This window comes from Synechococcus sp. CS-1332 (assembly GCF_025127995.1).
Taxonomy (GTDB): Bacteria; Cyanobacteriota; Cyanobacteriia; order PCC-6307; family Cyanobiaceae; genus Cyanobium.
The window spans coordinates 46,620-64,455 of the sequence record NZ_JAHLYP010000038.1 but is presented as its reverse complement, the minus strand read 5'-3'; the positions used below and the strand labels follow the sequence as shown (position 1 = coordinate 64,455).

The following is a 17,836-nucleotide window of genomic DNA, read 5'->3' as shown; positions in this document are numbered from 1 at the left end:
GACCCCCGGCTGCGCTCCGATCGCGCCGGCGGCATGGGATAACGCGCCGTGCGCCCCGAACTGCAGCCCCCTTTCGAGCTCATCGGGGCCCAGATGAACATCACCAACCCGAAGCGTCACCATCGGCTCCGTGCCCTGGTCGCCAAGGCGTTCACGCCACGGGACGTGGACGCCCTGCGCCGACTGTTGAAGCGCTGGTTGCCGAGCTTCTGGATCGGCTGAAGTGCTGGTCCGACGACTTCTCCGCGATCTTCGGCACCGATCCCTCCGCCGTGAGCGCCAAGCAGTACCAGCGGGCGTTGCAGAGCACCCACGAGCTGACCGCGTTCTTTGGCGCGGAATTCGCCAGACGGCGGGCGTCGCCCGGCGACGATCTGTTGAGCCTGCTGCGCCACCCCGAGCAGCTGCAGCTGCTCCTTGACGACCCATCCCTGATGGCCAACGCGATCGAGGAGTTCCTCCGCTACGACGGAACCGTGCAGCTCATGTACCGGGAAGCGGGGGAGGATCTGACGATCGGCGGCCGGCCGATCCGCAAGGGCCAGCTGGTGTACCTGATGTTCGCGGCCGCCAATCGCGACCCGGCCCGGTTCCCCGATCCCGACCGGCTCGACGTGCGCCGCAGGCCCGATGTCCACCTGGCGTAGCGTTCGGCCTGACCGCTCAGCCGGCCTCCGTTTCCACCGAGGCCATCGCCGGGCGTCCGGCCAGCACCCGCCGCAGCCGCTCGCGGAACCACTGCAGGGGATGGCCCATGTCGGCATCGTCGAGAAGGCCGCGCTGGCGCAGGCAGTCTTCGTAGCTGCGCAGCACGTCGCTGCGGCGGGCCACCTCCCGGGCGACGTTGTCGGCGAACTCGGGCCGTGAAGCCAGCAGGGCGCGGAAGCTGCCGCTGGGCACCACGAACAGCGTCGTGTCCTCGGCCGCCACCATGGTGGTGGGGTAGGGCACCTGCAGCAGCAGCGGCAATTCGCCGAAGAATTCCCCGGCAGTGAAGGTGAACAGCTTGCGGCTCACCCGGTCGGTTTCGTGGATCGCATCCACCGCGCCGCTCAGCACCAGATGGAAGGAGCGTCCCTCATCACCCTGCCGCACCAGCACCGTCCCGGCGGGCACCAGACGGCGGGCGCCGCTGCCCACCAGTTCCCGCAGGCGCCGATCATCCATGCCGCTGTAGCAGGGATGGTCGGGCAGGGACGTCCGCAGGGGGCGCCAGTCCGGGGCGGCTCCGTCCTCTTCCGCGGCGCGCCGGGAAGAGAGCAGCTGGATCTGCTGGCGCGACCCGGCCAGTTCGATGCGGCGCTCGCGCAGCCCCTGCTCGATCGCGTAGTTCAGAGAACTCCGCAGGCTGAGGCTGGCGTGAATCGCCGAGGTCCAGGCCCAGAGCTCAAACGCCATCCCCTGGCCCTGGAGCCCATGCAGCAGCACCTTCGGCGGCGGATCGGCCAGCACCGTCGGTTCGGCCAGGGCCGCTTCCAGCAGCACCTCGGTCACGGCCAGAGGGTCGCTGCCGTGGGCCACCGTCACCTCCACATCCACCCGGCCATCGGAGCTCAGGTAGCTGAGGTTCTTCACCGGCGCATTGGTGATGGCCGAATTGGGCACCACGATCTCGGCGCCCTGGAAGGTGCGGATCACGGTGGAGCGGATCGAGATCTCCCGGATGAAGCCGCTGGTGTCGCCGAACTCGATCTGGTCGCCCACCTTCAGCTTCCCCTCCATCAGCAGGGTGAGGCCACTGGTGAGGTTGCGGGTGAGCTCCTGCAGCCCGAAGCCGATGCCCACCCCCAGGGCCCCGAAAATCACGGCGAGGGCGCCGATGTCGAGCCCCATCCCTTGGGCCACCACCACATAGCCCAGGGCTGCCAGCCCCATGGAGAGGAGGGTGGCCACCGCCTCGCGCCGCCCTTCCGGCAGGGAGAACCAGCGCAGCACCCGTCCGGCCAGCAACCGCTTCAACCCCCGCGCCGCCAGGCTCACGGCCAGCAGCAGCAGCAGCACCTCCACGATCCAGAGCAGGGAGAAGCTCTGGCGGCCCAGGGGCAACAGCGGGGCCGTGAACAGCTTCTGAAGACGCTCGAGTTCCACCCCTTGTGCTCCGCCGTTGCTTCCTTCTAGCCCGAGGGGGCGGGGTGATGCTGTCCGCGGCGGGTCGCTGCACGGACGACCGCCCCTACAGTCCCCCTGGACGCCAGCCATCTCTGGAGCTGCCCATGCGACGCCGACTGCTCACTGCGGCAATGGTTCTGACGCTGGGCTCAACGCCCTCCTGGGCAGCCCCGGCGACACCACCCTGTGAGGCGGCGCTCGGCACCTGGGACTACGTGGCCCCCAGCAAGCCCGGCCGGGCCGTCGTCACGAAGCTGGCGGACGGTCGCCATCACCTGGTGTGGATCGTGTCGGAAGCTGGTGGCACCGCCGCCGGCGCCTGGGAGGGAATCTGCGAGGGCTCCCGCCGGACCTGGCGCATTCTCTTCCCCTCAGATCCAGGCATCGTTGGGCTGAAGATCGTGGAGGAGTTTGAGGCGAGTGGCGATGCGATTCGCTTCTGGATTCTGGGACCAGACGGCAAGCGTGGGCAGATGGGTGGCGCCCGTCGCCTCCCCTGACGTCTACGAACCTCCGGACAGCCCCACCTGCACACTCTGCTCATTGAGAAAGTAGTTGGAATCAAAAGCCTTCAGCTTTCGATCCATCAGACGATCCTGCTTTTCGGGATCATCCAAGCGCAGGCAGTTGGATGGGTCGCCTTCCAAGCACAGCAGTGGAATGACAACGTCATTTTTGTCATACCCCCATTCCAGCACCCTTCCACCCAGCAGTCCGTTGCCCCTGGGTGGCTCCCGCGTCAGCACGGGAACCAGCACGTCCACCTGGGCGGCATAGGCTCCTGGAGGCAGGGAGACAATCACCGAACGGTGAATCGTTTCGCCGGGATTGATGTGGTCGTCGACGAACAACTTGCCGGCCGCTTCCGTTGGGTAGGGCTGCAGCTCAGCACCCCGCTCCACGTGCAAGGCATCAAACGGGCCTTTGGCCCGTTCAGGAAAGCTGGTTCGATTCAGCACCTGGCGGCGAATCGGGAACAGCTCCCAGAAGCTGCTGAGCAGGTAAAGCCTGCGATTGCTGGCGTTGGTGGCGCTGACCTTCAGCTCCCGCTGCAGCGATGCTGGCGATGAATCGCTCGTTCCGTCACCGGCGATCGGCGTCAGACTGATCTCCAGGCTGATGCTGGCGGGCGCCTGGGACGGCACATAGATCTCCTTCCAGACAAAGGTGTAGATCCCCCAGGAAGCGGCGATGATGATGCCCAGGGTCCTGACCCATTCGTGCAGCGATGGCGAGCGCATCCAGGCCGGCAGGCGCAACGATCCCGCTTTGGCTCGGGCGCCGGGCATGCCTTTCCGGGGCAGCGTCTCACGGTCTGCATGGGGCTTGATCGGGGGTTCGCTGCTCACGGGCTGAGGTGTCGACTCACTTCTGACCGGTGAAGCTGGGCACGCGCCTCGGGCAGGGGGAGTTGGGCAACCTCCTGCAGCGCCGATTCATCACCGCCATCGTGTTGAACGCGGCCCGGTCTGTCCCCGTGGCCAGAGCGCTCAGCAGCGCTGGATCGGGCACCCGGTCCTTGGCGAGCTGGGCCATCGCTTCATCGGAGCAACCAGCCAGATCCGTCATTCCGAGGCCGGTGAGCAAGGCATAGGAGCGCTGGCTGCGGGTTCCCATCTGCTCGGCCATGGCGGTGCCGTAGGCCCCATTGGCGGGGGCCACGAATTGATCGGGCTTGGGGGGATCCTGGGGCCTGGGTTGCAGGCTGGTGCCACCGATCAGCACCCCCGCCAGGCAGTTGGCCTGAAGGTTGGCGGCGGCTGGCGGCTGGAGCGATGCGGAGCGGTTGCTCAGGATGGCGGTGCCCAGGCCGACCCCGACCCAGTAGGCCACGCCCCACTCCCCATGGCGGCTGGCCTCCTTCGCCAGCCTGGTGCGATCCAGCAACACCTTGCCGCTGGCTGCGCAAACCAGCGCAGGGCTCTGGACTCCCAGTGCCGCGGTACTGGCCCCGGGGCAGGCCGAGAGGGGCATCTGGCCTTCGGCCAGCACCTCGATGGCCGGCCAGGGCAGCTTCGCGGTGGCTGGATCCGCTTTCCAGCTCTGGCGGAGCTGGCTGGCGATGGACGCCACCGTGCTGTCCAGTTCAGCGGCAGCGGCTCCAGGGGCCACCGACACGAGCAGCGGTGCTGTGATCAGCAGAGCTCCCAGTGCCGCAGACCCCCGTTGGTTTCGCATGGGTGAAATCAACAGCAGCCAACCGTTGCATCAGTTTGCCTGGTGTGCAGAGCTTGGCTCACAATCCAGGAATCGGCCCCCCGTCGCCCGTGAGCTGCCAGGCGGCCCAGAACTTGTGGTCGGCCCAGTCCGGCTCTTGCGGATGGCTGCGGAACTCCTGCTGCACCGTCGCTAGCGCGTCCATGCGGCCGATCCCGTTCTTGAGCAGGGCGACGTACCGCTGCATGAACGCCGCTGTGGCGTCATCATCCACTTTCCACAGCGACAACAGGGTGGAGCGGGCGCCGGCCACGGTGAGGGCCCGCTGCAGGCCGTAGACCCCTTCGCCGGTCTGCAGGGTTCCGGAGGCGGTGTCACAGGCGGAGAGCACCACCAACTCGGTGCCATCCAGCTGCAACTGGGCCGCCTCCTTGGCGGTGAGGTAGCCGTCGTCGTCGGCCGGGCGGCTGCGGTTGGCGCCCGCCAGCACGATGCCGCTGTTCAGCAGCGGGTCGCCGCTGCCCGTGGTGAAGAACCCGTGGCTGGCGATGTGCAACATCCTGGGGCCGCGCGCCTGCTGCAACACGCCGGTGGTGGCCTCTGCTCCCTCATAGAGGGCCGCACCGAGTCGTTCGGCGATCCAGCGACCCTCCGCGGAGGAAGCGGGCAGGGGTTGCCAGGCGCCGGGACCACCGAAATCAGGGGCGGCGAGCACCAGGGAACGCTGGCCCCCTGGCCCGGGGCTCCGCAGGCTGAGCAGATCACGGCCGCTGGTGAGGATCCGCAGCTGCACCTGCTGGCCCAGGGTGGGCGCGGATTCGGCCGCAGCGTCGCTCAGCCCCTCGGTGGGAGCCGGCAGCGCGGTGAACGGGATGCGGCTCAGCTCTCCATCGGGTGAAACGAACCAATGCCGCCGCCCCGCCAGCTGCGGCACCAGGGGCCCCAGCACCTTCTGGCTCACCCGGGCCCAGAAGGGTCCAGCGGGGCGATTGCGGGCCAGGCTTTCGGCCAGGGCCTGCTGAATCAGGGGATCGATGGCCGCAGCCGGGCCAAGGTCCACGGCACGGGTCACCCCATCGGAAAACAGCAGCATCGCCAGATAGCGCGGCGCCCCCCAGCTCCTGGCGTCCGGCTGACGGGCGTCGTAAGGGCGAAAGCGCTGGAATTCGATCAGCACCCCATCAACTGGCAGGGCAGCGGCCACCTGGGCCGCGTCCACCAACCGCGGGGTCAGGGCCGGCAGCTGGCGGTACAGCTCCTGCTCCAGCCGATCACGCTCTTGCTGCAGCGTCTGCCGCTGGGGGGCGCTGAGGTTGACATCGGCCAGCCGGGCCGTCATGGCCGTGAGCTGACTCACTAGGAGCTGCTGGGCAGTGGAGCCACGCCCGAGCTGGGCCTGGCGCCGTTCGATGTCCTGCAGCAGACCGTGGCGGTTCAAGCGTGTGAACAGGGCCAGGGAGGCGTCGGCAGGTGTCGTGGCCACAAGGGAAAAGGGGATCTCCCAGACGTTGCCGAGGGCCTTGATCTGCTCCTGCCGCCTGGCCTGGGGCAGCAGGGGAGCCTCCCGTTGGAGGAACAGGGACTGGCTGCCGATGCCGCGGCGCAGCAGGGGCTCGGCCCTGGCCTCGGCCCCCTGGCTCAGGTACAACTTGGCAAGGTTGTTGAGGCTGAGGGCGGTCGTGGGGTGATCGGGCCCCAGCGCGGTCTCGTAGATCGCCAGGGCGCGGAGGAAGAGGGGTTCCGCCTTGGCGTGGGCGCCCTGAAGCCGATAGAGATCCGCCAGGTTGTTGAGGCTGCCCGCGGTATCGGGATGGTTGGGCCCCAGGGCCTTCTCCCGGATCGCCAGGGCGCGTCGGTGCAGCGGTTCGGCCAGAGTGGCGGCACCTTGCTGGTCGACCAGTACCGCGAGGTTGTTGAGGCCCGTGGCGGTGACGGGGTGAGCGGGCCCCAGCGTCTTCTCCTGGATGGCCAGGGCGCGGCGCAGCAGCGGCTCGGCTCGGGCGTAGGCGCCCTGATCCTCGTAAAGCATGGCGAGGTTGTTGAGGCTGGCGGCGGTATCGGCGTGGCCGGCGCCGAGCACCTTCTCCCGGATCGCCAGGGCACGCCGCAGCAGGGGCTCCGCCCGCGCATAGGCGCCCTGGTTCCGGTAGAGCAGGCCCAGGTTGTTGAGGCTGGTGGCCGTGGCGGGGTGATCAAGACCCGACACCTTTTCGTTGATCACCAGGGCGCGCTGATAGAGGGGTTCGGCCTTGGCGAAGGCGCCCTGGCTGTCGTAGAGCGCCGCGAGGTTGTTGAGGCTGGTGGCGATATCGGGGTGATCGTCACCCAGCGCCTTCTGCTTGATGGCCAGGGTGCGGCGCAGCAGGGGCTCGGCCTTGGCATAAGCGCCCTGGTTGACGTACAGCGTTGCCAGATTATTAAGGCTGAGGGCGGTTTCCTGATGGTCAGACCCTCGCCTCTTCTCCATCATCGCAAGGGCGCGCAGATAAAGAGGTTCGGCCTTGGAATAGGCACCCATATCACTATAAAGCAGACCAAGAGTGACTAGACTAAAAGCGACATCAGGGTGGTCAGCTTCCAGCGTCTTCTCTCTGATGGCCAAAGCGCGAAGGAGCAGGGGCTCGGCCTTCGCATAGATGTTCAGCTTGGAGTAAAGCAGTCCAAGGCTGATCAGACTTGCTGCGACATCAAGATGATCAGGACCCAGCGCCTTCTCTCTGATCGCCAGGCCACGCAGATAAAGGGGTTCAGCCTTGCCATAGTCGGCCTGACTGGTATAGAGCAATCCGAGGTTGTTGAGGCCCAGGGCGAGTCCTGGATGCTCTGGCCCAAGCGCCTTCTCGGCGATAGCCAGGGCGCGCCTGTAAAGGGGTTCAGCCTTGGCGTTTTTGTTCTGGTTGTAGTACAGCCAGGCGAGGTTGTTGGTGCTGAGGGCGGTGAAGGGATGGTCCGGCCCAAGGATCCTGGTTCTGATCGCCAGGGCACGAATAAGCAGGGGCTCGGCCTTGGCAAAGGCGCTCTCCTTGATGTAAAGAAGCCCGAGGTTGTTGAGGCTGCTGGCCGTATCGGGATGGTCGGGCCCCTGCGCCTTCTCACGCCAGGCCAGCACCTGTTCCCATACCGTCGCCGCCTTTCCATAGTCGCCCTTGGCCTCCAGGGCGTTGGCCTGGTCGATCCACTCCCACACCTGCGCCGGGATCTGGGTGTAGCGCTCGCCCAACGGCTGGGCGATCCAGTCCTGCTGCCGTGGCAGTGGTGACTTGCCTTGTTGATCGACGGCCGCCGACGGCTGTCCATCGGCCAGCAGGAGCATGGCGAGGGCGGTTCCCCAACGGAACAGGGCCACCAAGGAATGAGCGGACCGCGTCATGGGCGTACAGGGGGTTCCCAGCTTCCGGTACGGGATCCAGCATGGTCTGGACATCGACAAACCCTGCCGGAACGGGTCCATGAAACTGATGGTGGTGGGGGCCAGCCGCGGGCTTGGCCGTGCCTTTGTCGAGGGTCTGGGCAGCCCCGGGGACACGGTGATCGGTGTCTCGCGGCGACGGCCCGATGGCCTGAGGCTGCCGGTGGGCGTCGAGCTCGCCTGAATCGAGGCGGATCTGGCGGAGCCGCTGCCGGCGGCCCGGTGGATCGAGCAGCAGGCGCCCGCCCAGCTGGATGTGCTGATCTACAACCTCGGCGTCTGGGAAGCGAACGCCTTCAGCGAGGCCTACAGCTTCCTGGAAGATCCCGACGACAGCATCGCCACCATGGTGGCCATCAACATCACCGGTGCCCTGATGCTGCTCAGGCGGCTGATTCCGCGGCTGCTCGACTCCTACAGGCCCCAGCTCATCCTTACGGGCTCCACCTCCGGCCTGCGCCAGAGCGGGCAGCCGGAGGTGACCTTCGGCGCCTCGAAGTTCGCCCTCACCGGCATCGCCGATGCCCTGCGCGAGAGCTTCCGGTACCAGCAGCTGGCGGTGACCTGCCTGCAGCTGGGCTACCTGAACACCGACGACGGCCTGGAGGTGCCGTCCGAGGCGGCCGCCGGGCGCGGTGAGGGCTGGCAGATTCCGCTCCACGACGTGATCAGGATCGTCTCGGCCCTGCTGCAGCTGTCCCCGGCATCCTTTGTGCGCGAGCTGGTGCTGCCAGCCATCGGCGACGAACGCTTCTGACGTCCGGGGCACCCCTACGGTGCGGCCACCCCACCGACGGCACCGGAGCCATGGACACCCTGCGCCCGGGACATGGCCTGTCCAGCCTCCTGCTGCTGCAGACCGCCCTGCTTCCGAGCTTGCTGGCGCTGGGGGCGCCGGCGGCCGCCCAGGAGGGGGACCCGGCGGCGGGCCTGGTGCTCCAGCCGTCGGCCTACCGCGCCGTGATCGGCCAGCCACCAGCCCCCGGCAGCCGCCTGGAACTCGATGATCTGGCGATCCTGCGCTGGAACCAGCACACCCGCACGCCGGCGGGAAACGTGCACAGCTGGCGCTTCCTGAACCGCCATCTCAGTGTCTTCGATGCCGCCGTGGGCGCCGACCTGGCCCGGACCGCCCCCCTCCTCTCCGCGGGCCTGCCGGCCTTTCTGGAGCGGGCCGATGGGCTCAAGGATCAGCTCAAGGATGGGGTGGCCCGTCCCCGCCCCTTCCTGAGCCACCCGGATCTGAAGCCCTGCCTGCCTCTGGAGGGCTCCTGGTCATTCCCCAGCGGCCACGCCACCTGGTTTGCCACAGCATCCCTGCTGCTGGCCGACCTGCTGCCGGAGCGCCGGGAGCGGCTGCTGCCGGTGGGTCTTCAGGGGGGCTACGTGCGTGCCTACTGCGCCCTGCACTACCCCAGTGATGTACTGGCCAGCCAGCGCCTCGCCGAGGCGGTCAGTCAGGAGGTGATCGCCTCCCCCCAGTGGCGGCGCTTCAAGGAGCAGGTGGCCGGTGAGCGCCTCCTGCTGCTCGCGGTCCCACCGGCCGGCCTGCCCCTGCTGGCGGATTGATCGCGTTCCACGCCACGGTTCGCGGCGCCCGGCGCAACGGACTGGGCCTGCTGCTCACCCCGCTGGTGCTGCTCCGCCGCTTCGTGCAGGGGTTGGCCCTGGCCCTCGAGCACATGATCTGGCGGGAGCTGATCGAGGACGAGGCCCCCGCCAACCCGCTCGTCAGCCTGCTGGCCTTCCTGCTGGCCTTCCTGCTGTTCTCCGGCCTCTGCCTGCTGGCCAGCCTCCAGGGGGCCGTGGCCTATGTGATCGCCCTGCTGCTGTTCCTGCTGCCGATGGAATGGCTGATGGCCAGCTTCGGCTACGCCGCGCCGGTGCAGCGACGGGTGCTGCTGCAGAGCTGGGGCGAGGGGATCCGCCTGTTCGCGGACACGCCCGGGGGCAGCGAGCGGCTGGAGCTGGACCGGGCCGCCATCACGGCCGTACTGATCCGCCAGGCCAACTTGGAGCTGCCGCCGCTGGGGGAGCGGCCCCTCGGCTGGGATCTGTCTCTGGCCGTGGCCGATCCCGCCGGGGAGCACCTGCTGGCCCGCGCCCCAAGCGTGTCCGGCGCCTGGAAGCGGGCCCACGCCCTGGCCACCGACCTGGGGGTGCCCCTGCAGCTGGCCGGCGCCCTCAACGCCCGGCAGCTCTCCGGGGCCCGGCCGGGCGGGCCGCAGCCGGACGATGTCTGGAGGCTGGAAACGGGGGCTTCCGCCACACGCCTGGTCCGCAGCCGCCGCAGCGTGGGCACCCTGCAGTGGTGGCGCTCCCACGCCGAGCAGGGCAGCTACCTGCTGTTCGTCGCCGTGCTCAACACGGTGATGGTGAAGTACGGCGGCTTTCTGGTCTGGATGTTCGGGCCGCGCCTGGGCCTGAGTGAACCCACAACGCTGATGCTGGATCCCTCCATGCCGGGTCTGCTTTCACTGGCCCTGCCGGAGTGGACTGTGATCCAGGCCCTGCTGGTGGTGGCGGCCCTCGGCGCCGCCGGCGTCGGGAGCACCAGGCATTGGCGTCCCCAGGAGCTTTCCTTGACGGGCGACCAGCTCCGCCTCCGGCGCCCAGGCCAGGCCAGCCGCCAGCTGCCGCTGCGGCTCGTCACCGGGGCGCTGCTGCTGCCCGGCCCCGACCCCCGGGTGATCCTCTGGAGCGAACGCCGGCCCCCGATCGTGGTGGACGGGCTCTCCAGTGAGCGGGAAGGGGCCGAGCTGCTGGAGAAGCTGCAGGCGGCCCTGGATCAATCGCGCGGCTGACGGGAGGTGAGCACCAGCTGATCGCGGTGCACCACCGCATCCCCCACCGGCCCCAGCCGGCGGCGCACTTCCTCGCTGCTGAGGCCCATGATCTGGCGCAGCTCCTCGCTGCTCAGGGTGCTCAGACCCCGTCCCAGTTCGCGGCCATCGCTGGCCAGCACCCGCACCGCATCGCGCCGGGAGAAGTGACCCTCCACCGCCCGGATGCCCACCGCCAGCAGGGAGGCCCCCTGCTGCAGCAGGGCCCGTTCGGCGCCCGCATCCACCCGCACGCTGCCCTTCACCAGCAGGGCATGGGCCAGCCAGCTCTTGCGATCGGCCAGGGGGGTGGTGCTGGGCTGGAACACCGTGCCCACCTTCTCGCCGGCGAACAGGGCGTCGAGCACCGCCGGATCGCGGCCATCGGCCAGCCGCACCCGGATGCCGCTGGAGGTGGCGATGCGGGCCGCCGCCAGCTTGGTGGTCATGCCGCCGGTGCCCCACTGGCCACCCCCCTCGGCCACGTGGCTGAGGCGCTCCAGCTCGGCCAGGTCCCGCACCTCCTCGATCGGGCTGGCGTCGGCATCGGTGCGGGGGTTGCCGGAATAGAGCCGATCCACATCCGTGAGCAGCACCAGTTCATCGGCGCCGATCGCCACCGCCACCAGGGCCGAGAGGGTGTCGTTGTCGCCGAAGCGCAGCTCGTCGGTGGCCAGGGTGTCGTTCTCATTCACCACCGGCAGCACGCCCCACTCCAGCAGTTGCTCCAGGGTGCGGCAGGCGTTCTGGTAGCGGCGCCGGGAGGCCAGATCGCTGCGGGTGAGCAGCACCTGGGCCACCGCCAGGCCCCGCACGGCAAAAGCGTCCTCATACAGGGCCATCAGCCGGCCCTGGCCCACGGCGGCGGCGGCCTGCAGGGCCACCACCTCGGTGGGGCGCTTGCTGAAGCGCAGGGCCTCGCAGCCCAGACCCACCGCCCCGCTGGTCACCAGGGCCAGGCGATCGCCCTGGCGCTGCTGCCGGCTGAAGCTGGCCGCCAGATCGGCGATCACCGCCGCCGTGGGCCGTTCGGGGCTGCCCCGCAGCAGGCTGGTGCCCACCTTGATCACCCGCCGCAGTCCGCCGCCGGCGCTCGCGGGTGTGCTGGAGCTTGCCATCAACCGGGGACCGAACCCACCCAGCGGGCCATGCGCAGCTCCAGGTTCTGCAGCCGGTCCTGGCGGCAGGGCTCGCCGTCAGGATCGATCGGCTTCACCAGCACGGTGAACAGGCCCATGCGGTTGCCCACCAGCACATCGGTGAACAGACGGTCCCCCACCAGGGCCACCTGGGCGGGGGGGAGATCGAGATCCAGCAGCACCTTGCGCAGGGCGGCCCGGCGCGGCTTGCCCGCCGAGGTGGTGTAGGGGAGTCCCATGGTGTCGGCCACCGCTCCGATGCGGCGCCGGGAGGGATTGTTGCTGAGCAGGTGCAGGGGCATCTGCTCGCGGGCGTGGCGCAGCCACAGCTCAGCCTGGACGGGCATGGTGGCCTGGCGGCGGGGCAGAAGGGTGCGGTCCACGTCCAGAACCAGGGCGCGAATGCCACGGTCGACCAACTCCTGCAGCGGCAGGTGGGCCAGGGACGTCCCCGGCACCCAGTCGGGCGTTAGCAGGTCGCGCAGCATCAGTCGTCGCTCTCCCGCTCGTCGAGTTCGGCCTCGATGCGGGGCTGGACCCGCTCGAACTCCTCTCCCTCCACCATCACCGCGTCAGCCCCCTCCATGCGGGCCACCACGAAGAAGGGATCCAGGGGGATGTACAGGCCGTACTCCTCATCGCCGGCCATGAAGCTCACCAGCAGTTCGTAGGTCTCGCTGTCGTCGTCGCCTTCCTCATCCTCGAGGTCATCGGGATCGGGCTCCTCAAGTTCCCCACTGACCGTGAGCGTGACGGCCGAACGCACCAGGGTCAGGTCGTGTTCCTGCAGCACCACATCCGCCACCGACAGGATCGGCTCGGTGGCATTGAGGGTCTCCACCAGCTCCGGATCGTCGTCGTCGCTGAGGCGGAACAGACAGACCGGGGTGTCCACCGGCGTCAGCAGGGCGTAGTCGTGGCCATCGAGGGGGATCAGCTGCTCCAGGAAACACAGCAGCTGCCGGCCGCTGCCATCCCTCACCTGCACGGTGGGCACGTCACCGGAGCCCGTCATCGCAGGGGGGTCGGAGGCCATCAAGGGGAAGCGGGTGTACTCAGAATGAATCAACGCCGGCCCGAGTGCCCACGGCGATGGCCGCCGGGGCGACCGGATCGTCGCTCAACGCCGTCAGGTCCAGCGGTTCGGGGCCTTCCCGCTGCCATTGCTCCAGCAACAACACGGCCGCCGCGCTGTCGAGGCGGCCGCTGCGGTCGCCGTGCAGCCCGAAACGCTCTCCCGCCGCCCAGCTGCTGGCGTGCTCGTCCACCCAGGCCAGGGGCAGGGGCTGGCCGAGGGCCTGCAGGGCCCGGGCCAGCCGCAGGCCATAGCGGCGGCAATGGATCCCCTGGGGGGTGGGCCGCTGGCCGGCATCGAGGGGCATCCCCACGACCAGCGCCTCCACCCGCCGCTGTCGCACCAGGGCCAGCAGACGCTCGAGGTCGGCCTGGAACTCCCCACGCGCCAGGGCCGGCAGTGGTGTCACTGTGAGCCCCAGCGGATCGCAACCGGCCAGGCCGATGCGACGTCGCCCCACATCGATGGCCAGCACCGATCGCGGCCGGGGTGGGGCCATTCAGCGGGGGAGCAGGGGCGCCGTGGGCAGGCTGCCGAGGGGACCGCTGGGGGTGGGCATGGGCCGCCGCCGGGGCTGCAGCTGCTCCAGCACCGCTTCGAGGCGCCGCGCCGCCCGTTTGGCCGGCTGACCCTCCTGGCGCCGCCAGACGCTTCGGGCCATCAGCACCTCCTCGCCGTGGGCCTCGGCCCCCAGGGCCTGCAGCCACCCCTGGCGCTCGCCATCGCTCACTTCGCAGCGCAGCCAGAGGCTGGCGCCGCCCTTGGCGATGCGAAACAGCAACGATTCAGCCGCCGCCCCGAGCAGATGGGCCCAGCCGGGGTGAATGCTCAGCTCCACCGCCTGGCCGCCACCGGGGTGCCCATCGAGCCAGCGCACGCCCGCCACCGCTTCATTGCGCACCGCATCCACCAGCATCCAGCCATGGCTGCGGCTCTGGTCGAGCAGGTCTTCGATGCGGCGGTCCTGCAGCTGGCGCAGATGGGCCGGGCAGGTGGCCTGCTCGAGGTGCCACAGCAACGGGGCGTTGCGGCGGTTGAGTTGGCGCAGCTGTAGATCGGCCGGCAGGGGCGGGACGGAGCGATCCGCCGCTGGCTGCCAGCGCCAGAGCCGATCGGTGCGCTGGGGCTGGAACCCCTGTTCCCGCAAGGTGGCCAGCCGGGAGGTGTCAAGGCTGGAGGCGGTGGCGATCCAGCTGGCGGCGCCCTTCACGCGGCCAATGGCCTGCCGCAGCAGATCCCCGGCCAGGGCCGCCCGGCTTGGCGCCAAGGCGTCTGGAGCTGTGGCTTCGCTGGCGGCCAGGGCCAGGCGCAGGTGCTGCACCTGCCAGCAGGTACCGCTGCGATTGAGACGGCGGGAAACGATCAGCCCCAGGGCCTGCTGGCGGGTGAGCCCCTGGCGCTGCAGGGCCACCAGCACCTGGGCGGCCAGGGGGCGTCGGCTGGTCACCGCCGTCAGCAGTTGCTCCGGCAGGGCCAGCAGCAGGGAGCGCTGCAGCAGTGGCTGCAGCGGCAGGAACGCGGGATCATCCAGCAGAGGCAGGTGCCAGCCCTGGAGCGCCTCCACGGTCCAGTTGGAGGAGGTTCTGCCCTGGGCAGGCACTGGCACGGCAGGCACTGGCACGGCAGACGACGGAGGGGTGAGGTGAGGCTCTGGAAGGCGGAACCGGAACGACGGCACAGAACGCACCCTCGTACCCATAATTCTACGTGGGTCGCACCAGGACGAGGGGCGTGCGCTCGTTGGCGTTTCCAGCGGGGTTGGGGCGCAGGGCCCGCATCAGCAGGGCCTCGTCAGTGCCGCCGCTGGCGGCCAGCACCTTCACCCGGCCCAGGTCGTTGACGTCGACCACCGCCACGGCCACCCCGAGGGCTGCAGCCATGCGCTCGCACCAAGCCTCCGGCTTGTCCGGACCCAGCACGATCGTCTGGTCATAGGGAGGTGTGGTTCCGGTGATGTCGTCGATCAGGCGGGCCTGCTCTCCGGCCAGCCGATAGAACCAGCCCTTGCTGCCCACCAGCTTGAGGGCAGTGCCCACCAGCCAGGCCCCCAGCACCCGTGCCGGGCCCGACACGTCGATCAGGCTCTGCAGCCCGCAGGCGGTGGCCAGGGAGCTGGTGGGGTGGAACGCTCGGCACAGCAGGCGTGCAAGGAAGGAGGGCTCCACCGTGGACGGGTGGTGGTACCGCCCCTGGATCACCGCCAGGGGGGTCTCGCCGATGGTGAGCACGTCACCGGGCTGGAGGAGCCCATCGGTGTAGCGACGGAGCACCTCGAGCGAATCGTCGAGCACTCCCAGAAGGTGGGTGCGCACCGGCAGTACCCGGCAGCCCTCGCCCTCGCGCCAGCCGGGGGCGGCCGGGTCGCCCGGTTGCGGTTTCTGCAGGGGCATCAGGATCCCCTGGCGCCGCTGCAGCCGCCCGAAGGGGCCGTAGTTCACCCAGTGGATGTCCATCCAGAGGGTGTCGAGCACGCTCTCCAGATCCAGGCCGCCTGGGCCGGTGAGGTTGAGGCGGATGTGGGCGGCGGTGGTCTTGCGGCCCTTGACGATGTACGCGGCCCAGTAACCGTCGGGGCGGGCTTCTTCGTCCGGGTGCAGGGGCGTGATGCGCAGCTCGTGGCGCACCTGGCTCACGTCACTACGGCCCAGCACAGTGGGGAACAGCGTGATCTCCGGCACCATCACCTCCATGCGGGGATGGGGGTTGCGGATGCTGATTTCGCCGGTGATCTCCAGGCCCTGGGCTCGGCGCCGCACCTGGAAGGCACCGGGCAGCAGCTGCAGGGGCGAGGCGGGCCGCAGGCGGTGGCGCAGTTCGAGCACCACCAGCCCCAGGCCGAGGAGCAGCAGCAGAACCAGCAGGAAGGAAACGGGGAACGGCAAGCCGATACGCCAGGGAATGTCCGGCCGGAGCGTAGATGCGCCCGTGGACCTAGCTTCGGCCCCATGCAACCGGCAAGGCCCTGGCATGCGCAAGACCTTCGTGCTCGACACCAATGTGCTGCTGCATGACCCCCAGGCTCTGAACCGCTTCGAAGACAACCAGGTGGTGATCCCGATCGAGGTGGTCGAGGAGATCGACCGCTTCAAGCGGGACCCCTCCGAGAAGGGACGTAACGCCCGTCAGGTGTCCCGCCTGCTCGACCAGCTGCGCGAACAGGGCAACCTGGCGGACGGCGTGCCGATCAATGAGAACAGCGGCGGCAGCTTGAAGGTGGTGTTCTGCCGCAGCGAAACCCTGAGCCAGCTGCCCCCCGAGCTGAAGGGGGGCAACGGCGACAACAACATCCTGGCGGTGGCGCTGGAGCAGCGGCTGCAGGAGGTGGTGGCCGGCCAGGCGCCGGTGGTGCTCGTTACCAAGGACACCAACCTGCGCATCAAGGCCGATGCCGTCGGGCTGATCGCCCAGGACTACACCACCGACAAGGTGGACATGGCCGACCTTTATCCGGGCTTCTGCGAGCGCTGGATGAACGCCGAGCAGATGGATCTGGTGAAGGCCGGCGAGGGCCTCTCCGCCGACGCCATCCCCGTTCAGCCGGTCCCCGTTTTGCCGCTGCAGGCCAACGAGGGGGTGACCCTCGTCGACCTGGCCCAGCCGGCCCACACCCTGCTGGCCCGTTACAACGGCCGCACCGGAACCTTGCAACCGCTGCAGAAGTCAGCCAAGGCCAAGATGGGCCGCATCCAGCCCCGCAACCGGGAGCAGGCCTTCGCCCTCGATCTGCTGCTTGATCCGGCGGTGGCCCTTGTGACCTTGGTGGGCAAGGCCGGCACCGGCAAGACCCTGCTCGCCCTGGCGGCGGGGCTGCATCAGGTGGCCGATGAGCACCTCTACGAACGCCTTCTCGTGACCCGCCCGGTGATCTCCCTGGGCAAGGAAATGGGCTTTTTGCCGGGGGATCTCGAGGAGAAGATGGCCCCCTGGATGCAACCGATCGTCGACAACCTTGATTTCCTGCTCGGTGGCGAGGACAGCCAACCGGCCCGGGGGAGCCATCGGCCGCCGCGCAGCAACTGGAGCGATCTCAAGGGCATGGGACTGCTGGAAGTGGAGGCGATCAGCTACATCCGCGGCCGTTCCATCCCCCGCCAGTTCATGGTGGTGGATGAGGCCCAGAACCTCACCCCCCATGAGGTCAAGACGATCGTGACCCGGGTGGGTGAGGGCACCAAGATCGTGCTCACCGGCGACCCTTACCAGATCGACAATCCGTATGTGGATGCCGAGAGCAACGGGCTGACATGGCTGGTGGAACGCTTCAAGGGCCAGTTGCTCTCAGGACATATCACCCTGATGCGAGGGGAACGCTCCGAGCTGGCGGAACTGGCCGCCAATCTGCTCTGAGATTCCTCCCTGCGCCATTCAGGGAGCAGGGAGGAACGGCATCTGGACGTCAGGGCAAGAAGGTGCATAGGACGTCACCGCTAATGTTCACACTCAGCCTGGCCTGACGGTGGCTGACGCTTGCCACGTTACTAAGGCACAACACACCAGTTGCATCCCCCGACCAGCGTCGACTGCTGATTTGGATGGTCGAAGTGCCGTTGCAGGTTCTAGGTACCCCCCTTGAGGTCTGTCCCACCACGACCGGCACATCGACCGGCAGCCCCGACTTATGGGCCACCGCGCACTGTTCAGCAAAGGCCACCGTTTCCAGGACTCTGCTGGAGGCTTCAGCCAGGGCAAGTGTGCGGCGGTACTGCGGCAGGGCAACTGCGCTGAGGATCCCCACGATGCCGACCACAATCATGAGTTCCAGCAGCGTGAACCCAGGCATGACGGTGGAGATCAGATGCCTGCGGCCCAAACGAGCCAAGCCAAGGCACTGCGAGGTGAGACCGGACTGAACAGATCGATGCTTGGAGTGCCGAGATCTGGAGGAGGACATCTCAGGCCGGCGCCCGCTTGTCCGAAACACGACCCTGGTGCAGGACAGAATCAGTGACTTCGGCACAGCACAAGCCATGTGTGCGCACATCGGCAAGGTCAGCAGGGTGGGGTTAGACCTGATCAACTCTGTAGGACGCGCACGTGCTGATGTCCATCAGCGCATTCACCAAGGCAATTCAGCCAGGTGAGTACTTCTTGATTTTCTCAAAGATTTTACGGAAGATCAGCGGGA

19 protein-coding genes are annotated in these 17,836 nt (G+C 68.5%); 8 read left to right on the top strand and 11 right to left on the bottom strand.

The window, feature by feature from the left end:
• The first annotated feature begins 48 nt into the window (after window positions 1-48).
• Both KQ305_RS07660 and KQ305_RS07655 read left to right on the top strand, forming a co-directional pair.
• Entirely contained in the window at window positions 49-222 is a 174-nt protein-coding gene (locus KQ305_RS07660) for a cytochrome P450 (RefSeq protein WP_259724818.1), read from the top strand.
• A 50-nt stretch (window positions 223-272) separates the two neighbouring features.
• Window positions 273-647, top strand: a complete 375-nt coding sequence (locus tag KQ305_RS07655) for a cytochrome P450 (protein WP_259724817.1) — start codon at window positions 273-275, stop codon at window positions 645-647.
• Window positions 648-663: 16 nt separating this feature from the next.
• On the opposite strand, the gene KQ305_RS07650 is transcribed toward KQ305_RS07655, so the two are convergent.
• Window positions 664-2,088, bottom strand: a complete 1,425-nt coding sequence (locus KQ305_RS07650) for a mechanosensitive ion channel domain-containing protein (protein ID WP_259724816.1) — start codon at window positions 2,086-2,088, stop codon at window positions 664-666.
• Window positions 2,089-2,213: 125 nt separating this feature from the next.
• Between KQ305_RS07650 and KQ305_RS07645 the strand changes: the two genes are divergently transcribed.
• Window positions 2,214-2,609: a hypothetical protein gene (locus KQ305_RS07645; RefSeq protein WP_259724815.1), complete on the top strand. Its 396-nt coding sequence runs from the start codon at window positions 2,214-2,216 to the stop codon at window positions 2,607-2,609.
• A 3-nt stretch (window positions 2,610-2,612) separates the two neighbouring features.
• Here KQ305_RS07645 and KQ305_RS07640 read toward each other — a convergent pair whose 3' ends face one another.
• The 3 genes from KQ305_RS07640 to KQ305_RS07630 are packed head-to-tail and all read right to left on the bottom strand — an operon-like array spanning window position 2,613 to window position 7,636.
• The gene (locus KQ305_RS07640; RefSeq protein ID WP_259724814.1) at window positions 2,613-3,458 is read right to left on the bottom strand and encodes a hypothetical protein; all 846 of its coding nucleotides are present in this window, start codon (window positions 3,456-3,458) and stop codon (window positions 2,613-2,615) included.
• 16 nt (window positions 3,459-3,474) lie between these two features.
• On the bottom strand, window positions 3,475-4,287 hold the full coding sequence (locus tag KQ305_RS07635) for a hypothetical protein (RefSeq protein ID WP_259724813.1): 813 nt from the start codon (window positions 4,285-4,287) through the stop codon (window positions 3,475-3,477).
• Between the two features lie 58 nt (window positions 4,288-4,345).
• Complete coding sequence (locus KQ305_RS07630; protein ID WP_259724812.1) at window positions 4,346-7,636, bottom strand: CHAT domain-containing protein; 3,291 nt, start codon at window positions 7,634-7,636, stop codon at window positions 4,346-4,348.
• Between the two features lie 79 nt (window positions 7,637-7,715).
• Between KQ305_RS07630 and KQ305_RS07625 the strand changes: the two genes are divergently transcribed.
• From KQ305_RS07625 to KQ305_RS07610, 4 genes are read left to right on the top strand one after another with little or no spacing between them, the layout of a single operon-like run.
• Window positions 7,716-7,859: a hypothetical protein gene (locus KQ305_RS07625; RefSeq protein ID WP_259724811.1), complete on the top strand. Its 144-nt coding sequence runs from the start codon at window positions 7,716-7,718 to the stop codon at window positions 7,857-7,859.
• The gene (locus KQ305_RS07620; RefSeq protein ID WP_311134332.1) at window positions 7,860-8,432 is read left to right on the top strand and encodes an SDR family NAD(P)-dependent oxidoreductase; all 573 of its coding nucleotides are present in this window, start codon (window positions 7,860-7,862) and stop codon (window positions 8,430-8,432) included. It begins immediately after the preceding gene.
• Window positions 8,433-8,482: 50 nt separating this feature from the next.
• Entirely contained in the window at window positions 8,483-9,244 is a 762-nt protein-coding gene (locus KQ305_RS07615) for a phosphatase PAP2 family protein (protein ID WP_259724810.1), read from the top strand.
• On the top strand, window positions 9,241-10,479 hold the full coding sequence (locus KQ305_RS07610; protein ID WP_259724809.1) for a hypothetical protein: 1,239 nt from the start codon (window positions 9,241-9,243) through the stop codon (window positions 10,477-10,479). The genes KQ305_RS07615 and KQ305_RS07610 overlap by 4 nt, the downstream gene beginning before the upstream one ends.
• Here the strand turns inward: KQ305_RS07610 and proB are convergent.
• From proB to KQ305_RS07580, 6 genes are all read right to left on the bottom strand, one after another.
• Complete coding sequence (gene proB / locus KQ305_RS07605) at window positions 10,464-11,615, bottom strand: glutamate 5-kinase (protein WP_259724808.1); 1,152 nt, start codon at window positions 11,613-11,615, stop codon at window positions 10,464-10,466. The two genes, KQ305_RS07610 and proB, sit on opposite strands and share 16 nt — an antisense overlap.
• On the bottom strand, window positions 11,615-12,124 hold the full coding sequence (locus tag KQ305_RS07600) for a YqeG family HAD IIIA-type phosphatase (RefSeq protein WP_259724807.1): 510 nt from the start codon (window positions 12,122-12,124) through the stop codon (window positions 11,615-11,617). Before KQ305_RS07600 ends, proB begins: the two co-directional genes overlap by 1 nt.
• Entirely contained in the window at window positions 12,124-12,672 is a 549-nt protein-coding gene (locus KQ305_RS07595; RefSeq protein WP_259724806.1) for a DUF3727 domain-containing protein, read from the bottom strand. The genes KQ305_RS07600 and KQ305_RS07595 overlap by 1 nt, the downstream gene beginning before the upstream one ends.
• A 19-nt stretch (window positions 12,673-12,691) precedes the next feature.
• Window positions 12,692-13,210: a Holliday junction resolvase RuvX gene (gene ruvX / locus KQ305_RS07590; protein ID WP_259724805.1), complete on the bottom strand. Its 519-nt coding sequence runs from the start codon at window positions 13,208-13,210 to the stop codon at window positions 12,692-12,694.
• Complete coding sequence (locus KQ305_RS07585; protein ID WP_259724804.1) at window positions 13,211-14,317, bottom strand: hypothetical protein; 1,107 nt, start codon at window positions 14,315-14,317, stop codon at window positions 13,211-13,213.
• Window positions 14,318-14,414: 97 nt separating this feature from the next.
• Complete coding sequence (locus KQ305_RS07580) at window positions 14,415-15,593, bottom strand: F420-0:Gamma-glutamyl ligase (protein ID WP_259724803.1); 1,179 nt, start codon at window positions 15,591-15,593, stop codon at window positions 14,415-14,417.
• An 85-nt stretch (window positions 15,594-15,678) separates the two neighbouring features.
• On the opposite strand from KQ305_RS07580, the gene KQ305_RS07575 reads away from it, so the two are divergent.
• On the top strand, window positions 15,679-17,058 hold the full coding sequence (locus KQ305_RS07575) for a PhoH family protein (protein ID WP_259724802.1): 1,380 nt from the start codon (window positions 15,679-15,681) through the stop codon (window positions 17,056-17,058).
• A 49-nt stretch (window positions 17,059-17,107) separates the two neighbouring features.
• On the opposite strand, the gene KQ305_RS07570 is transcribed toward KQ305_RS07575, so the two are convergent.
• A complete protein-coding gene (locus tag KQ305_RS07570) occupies window positions 17,108-17,530 on the bottom strand; it encodes a type IV pilin protein (protein WP_259724801.1) in 423 nt (140 codons plus the stop codon).
• Window positions 17,531-17,836 lie beyond the last annotated feature (306 nt).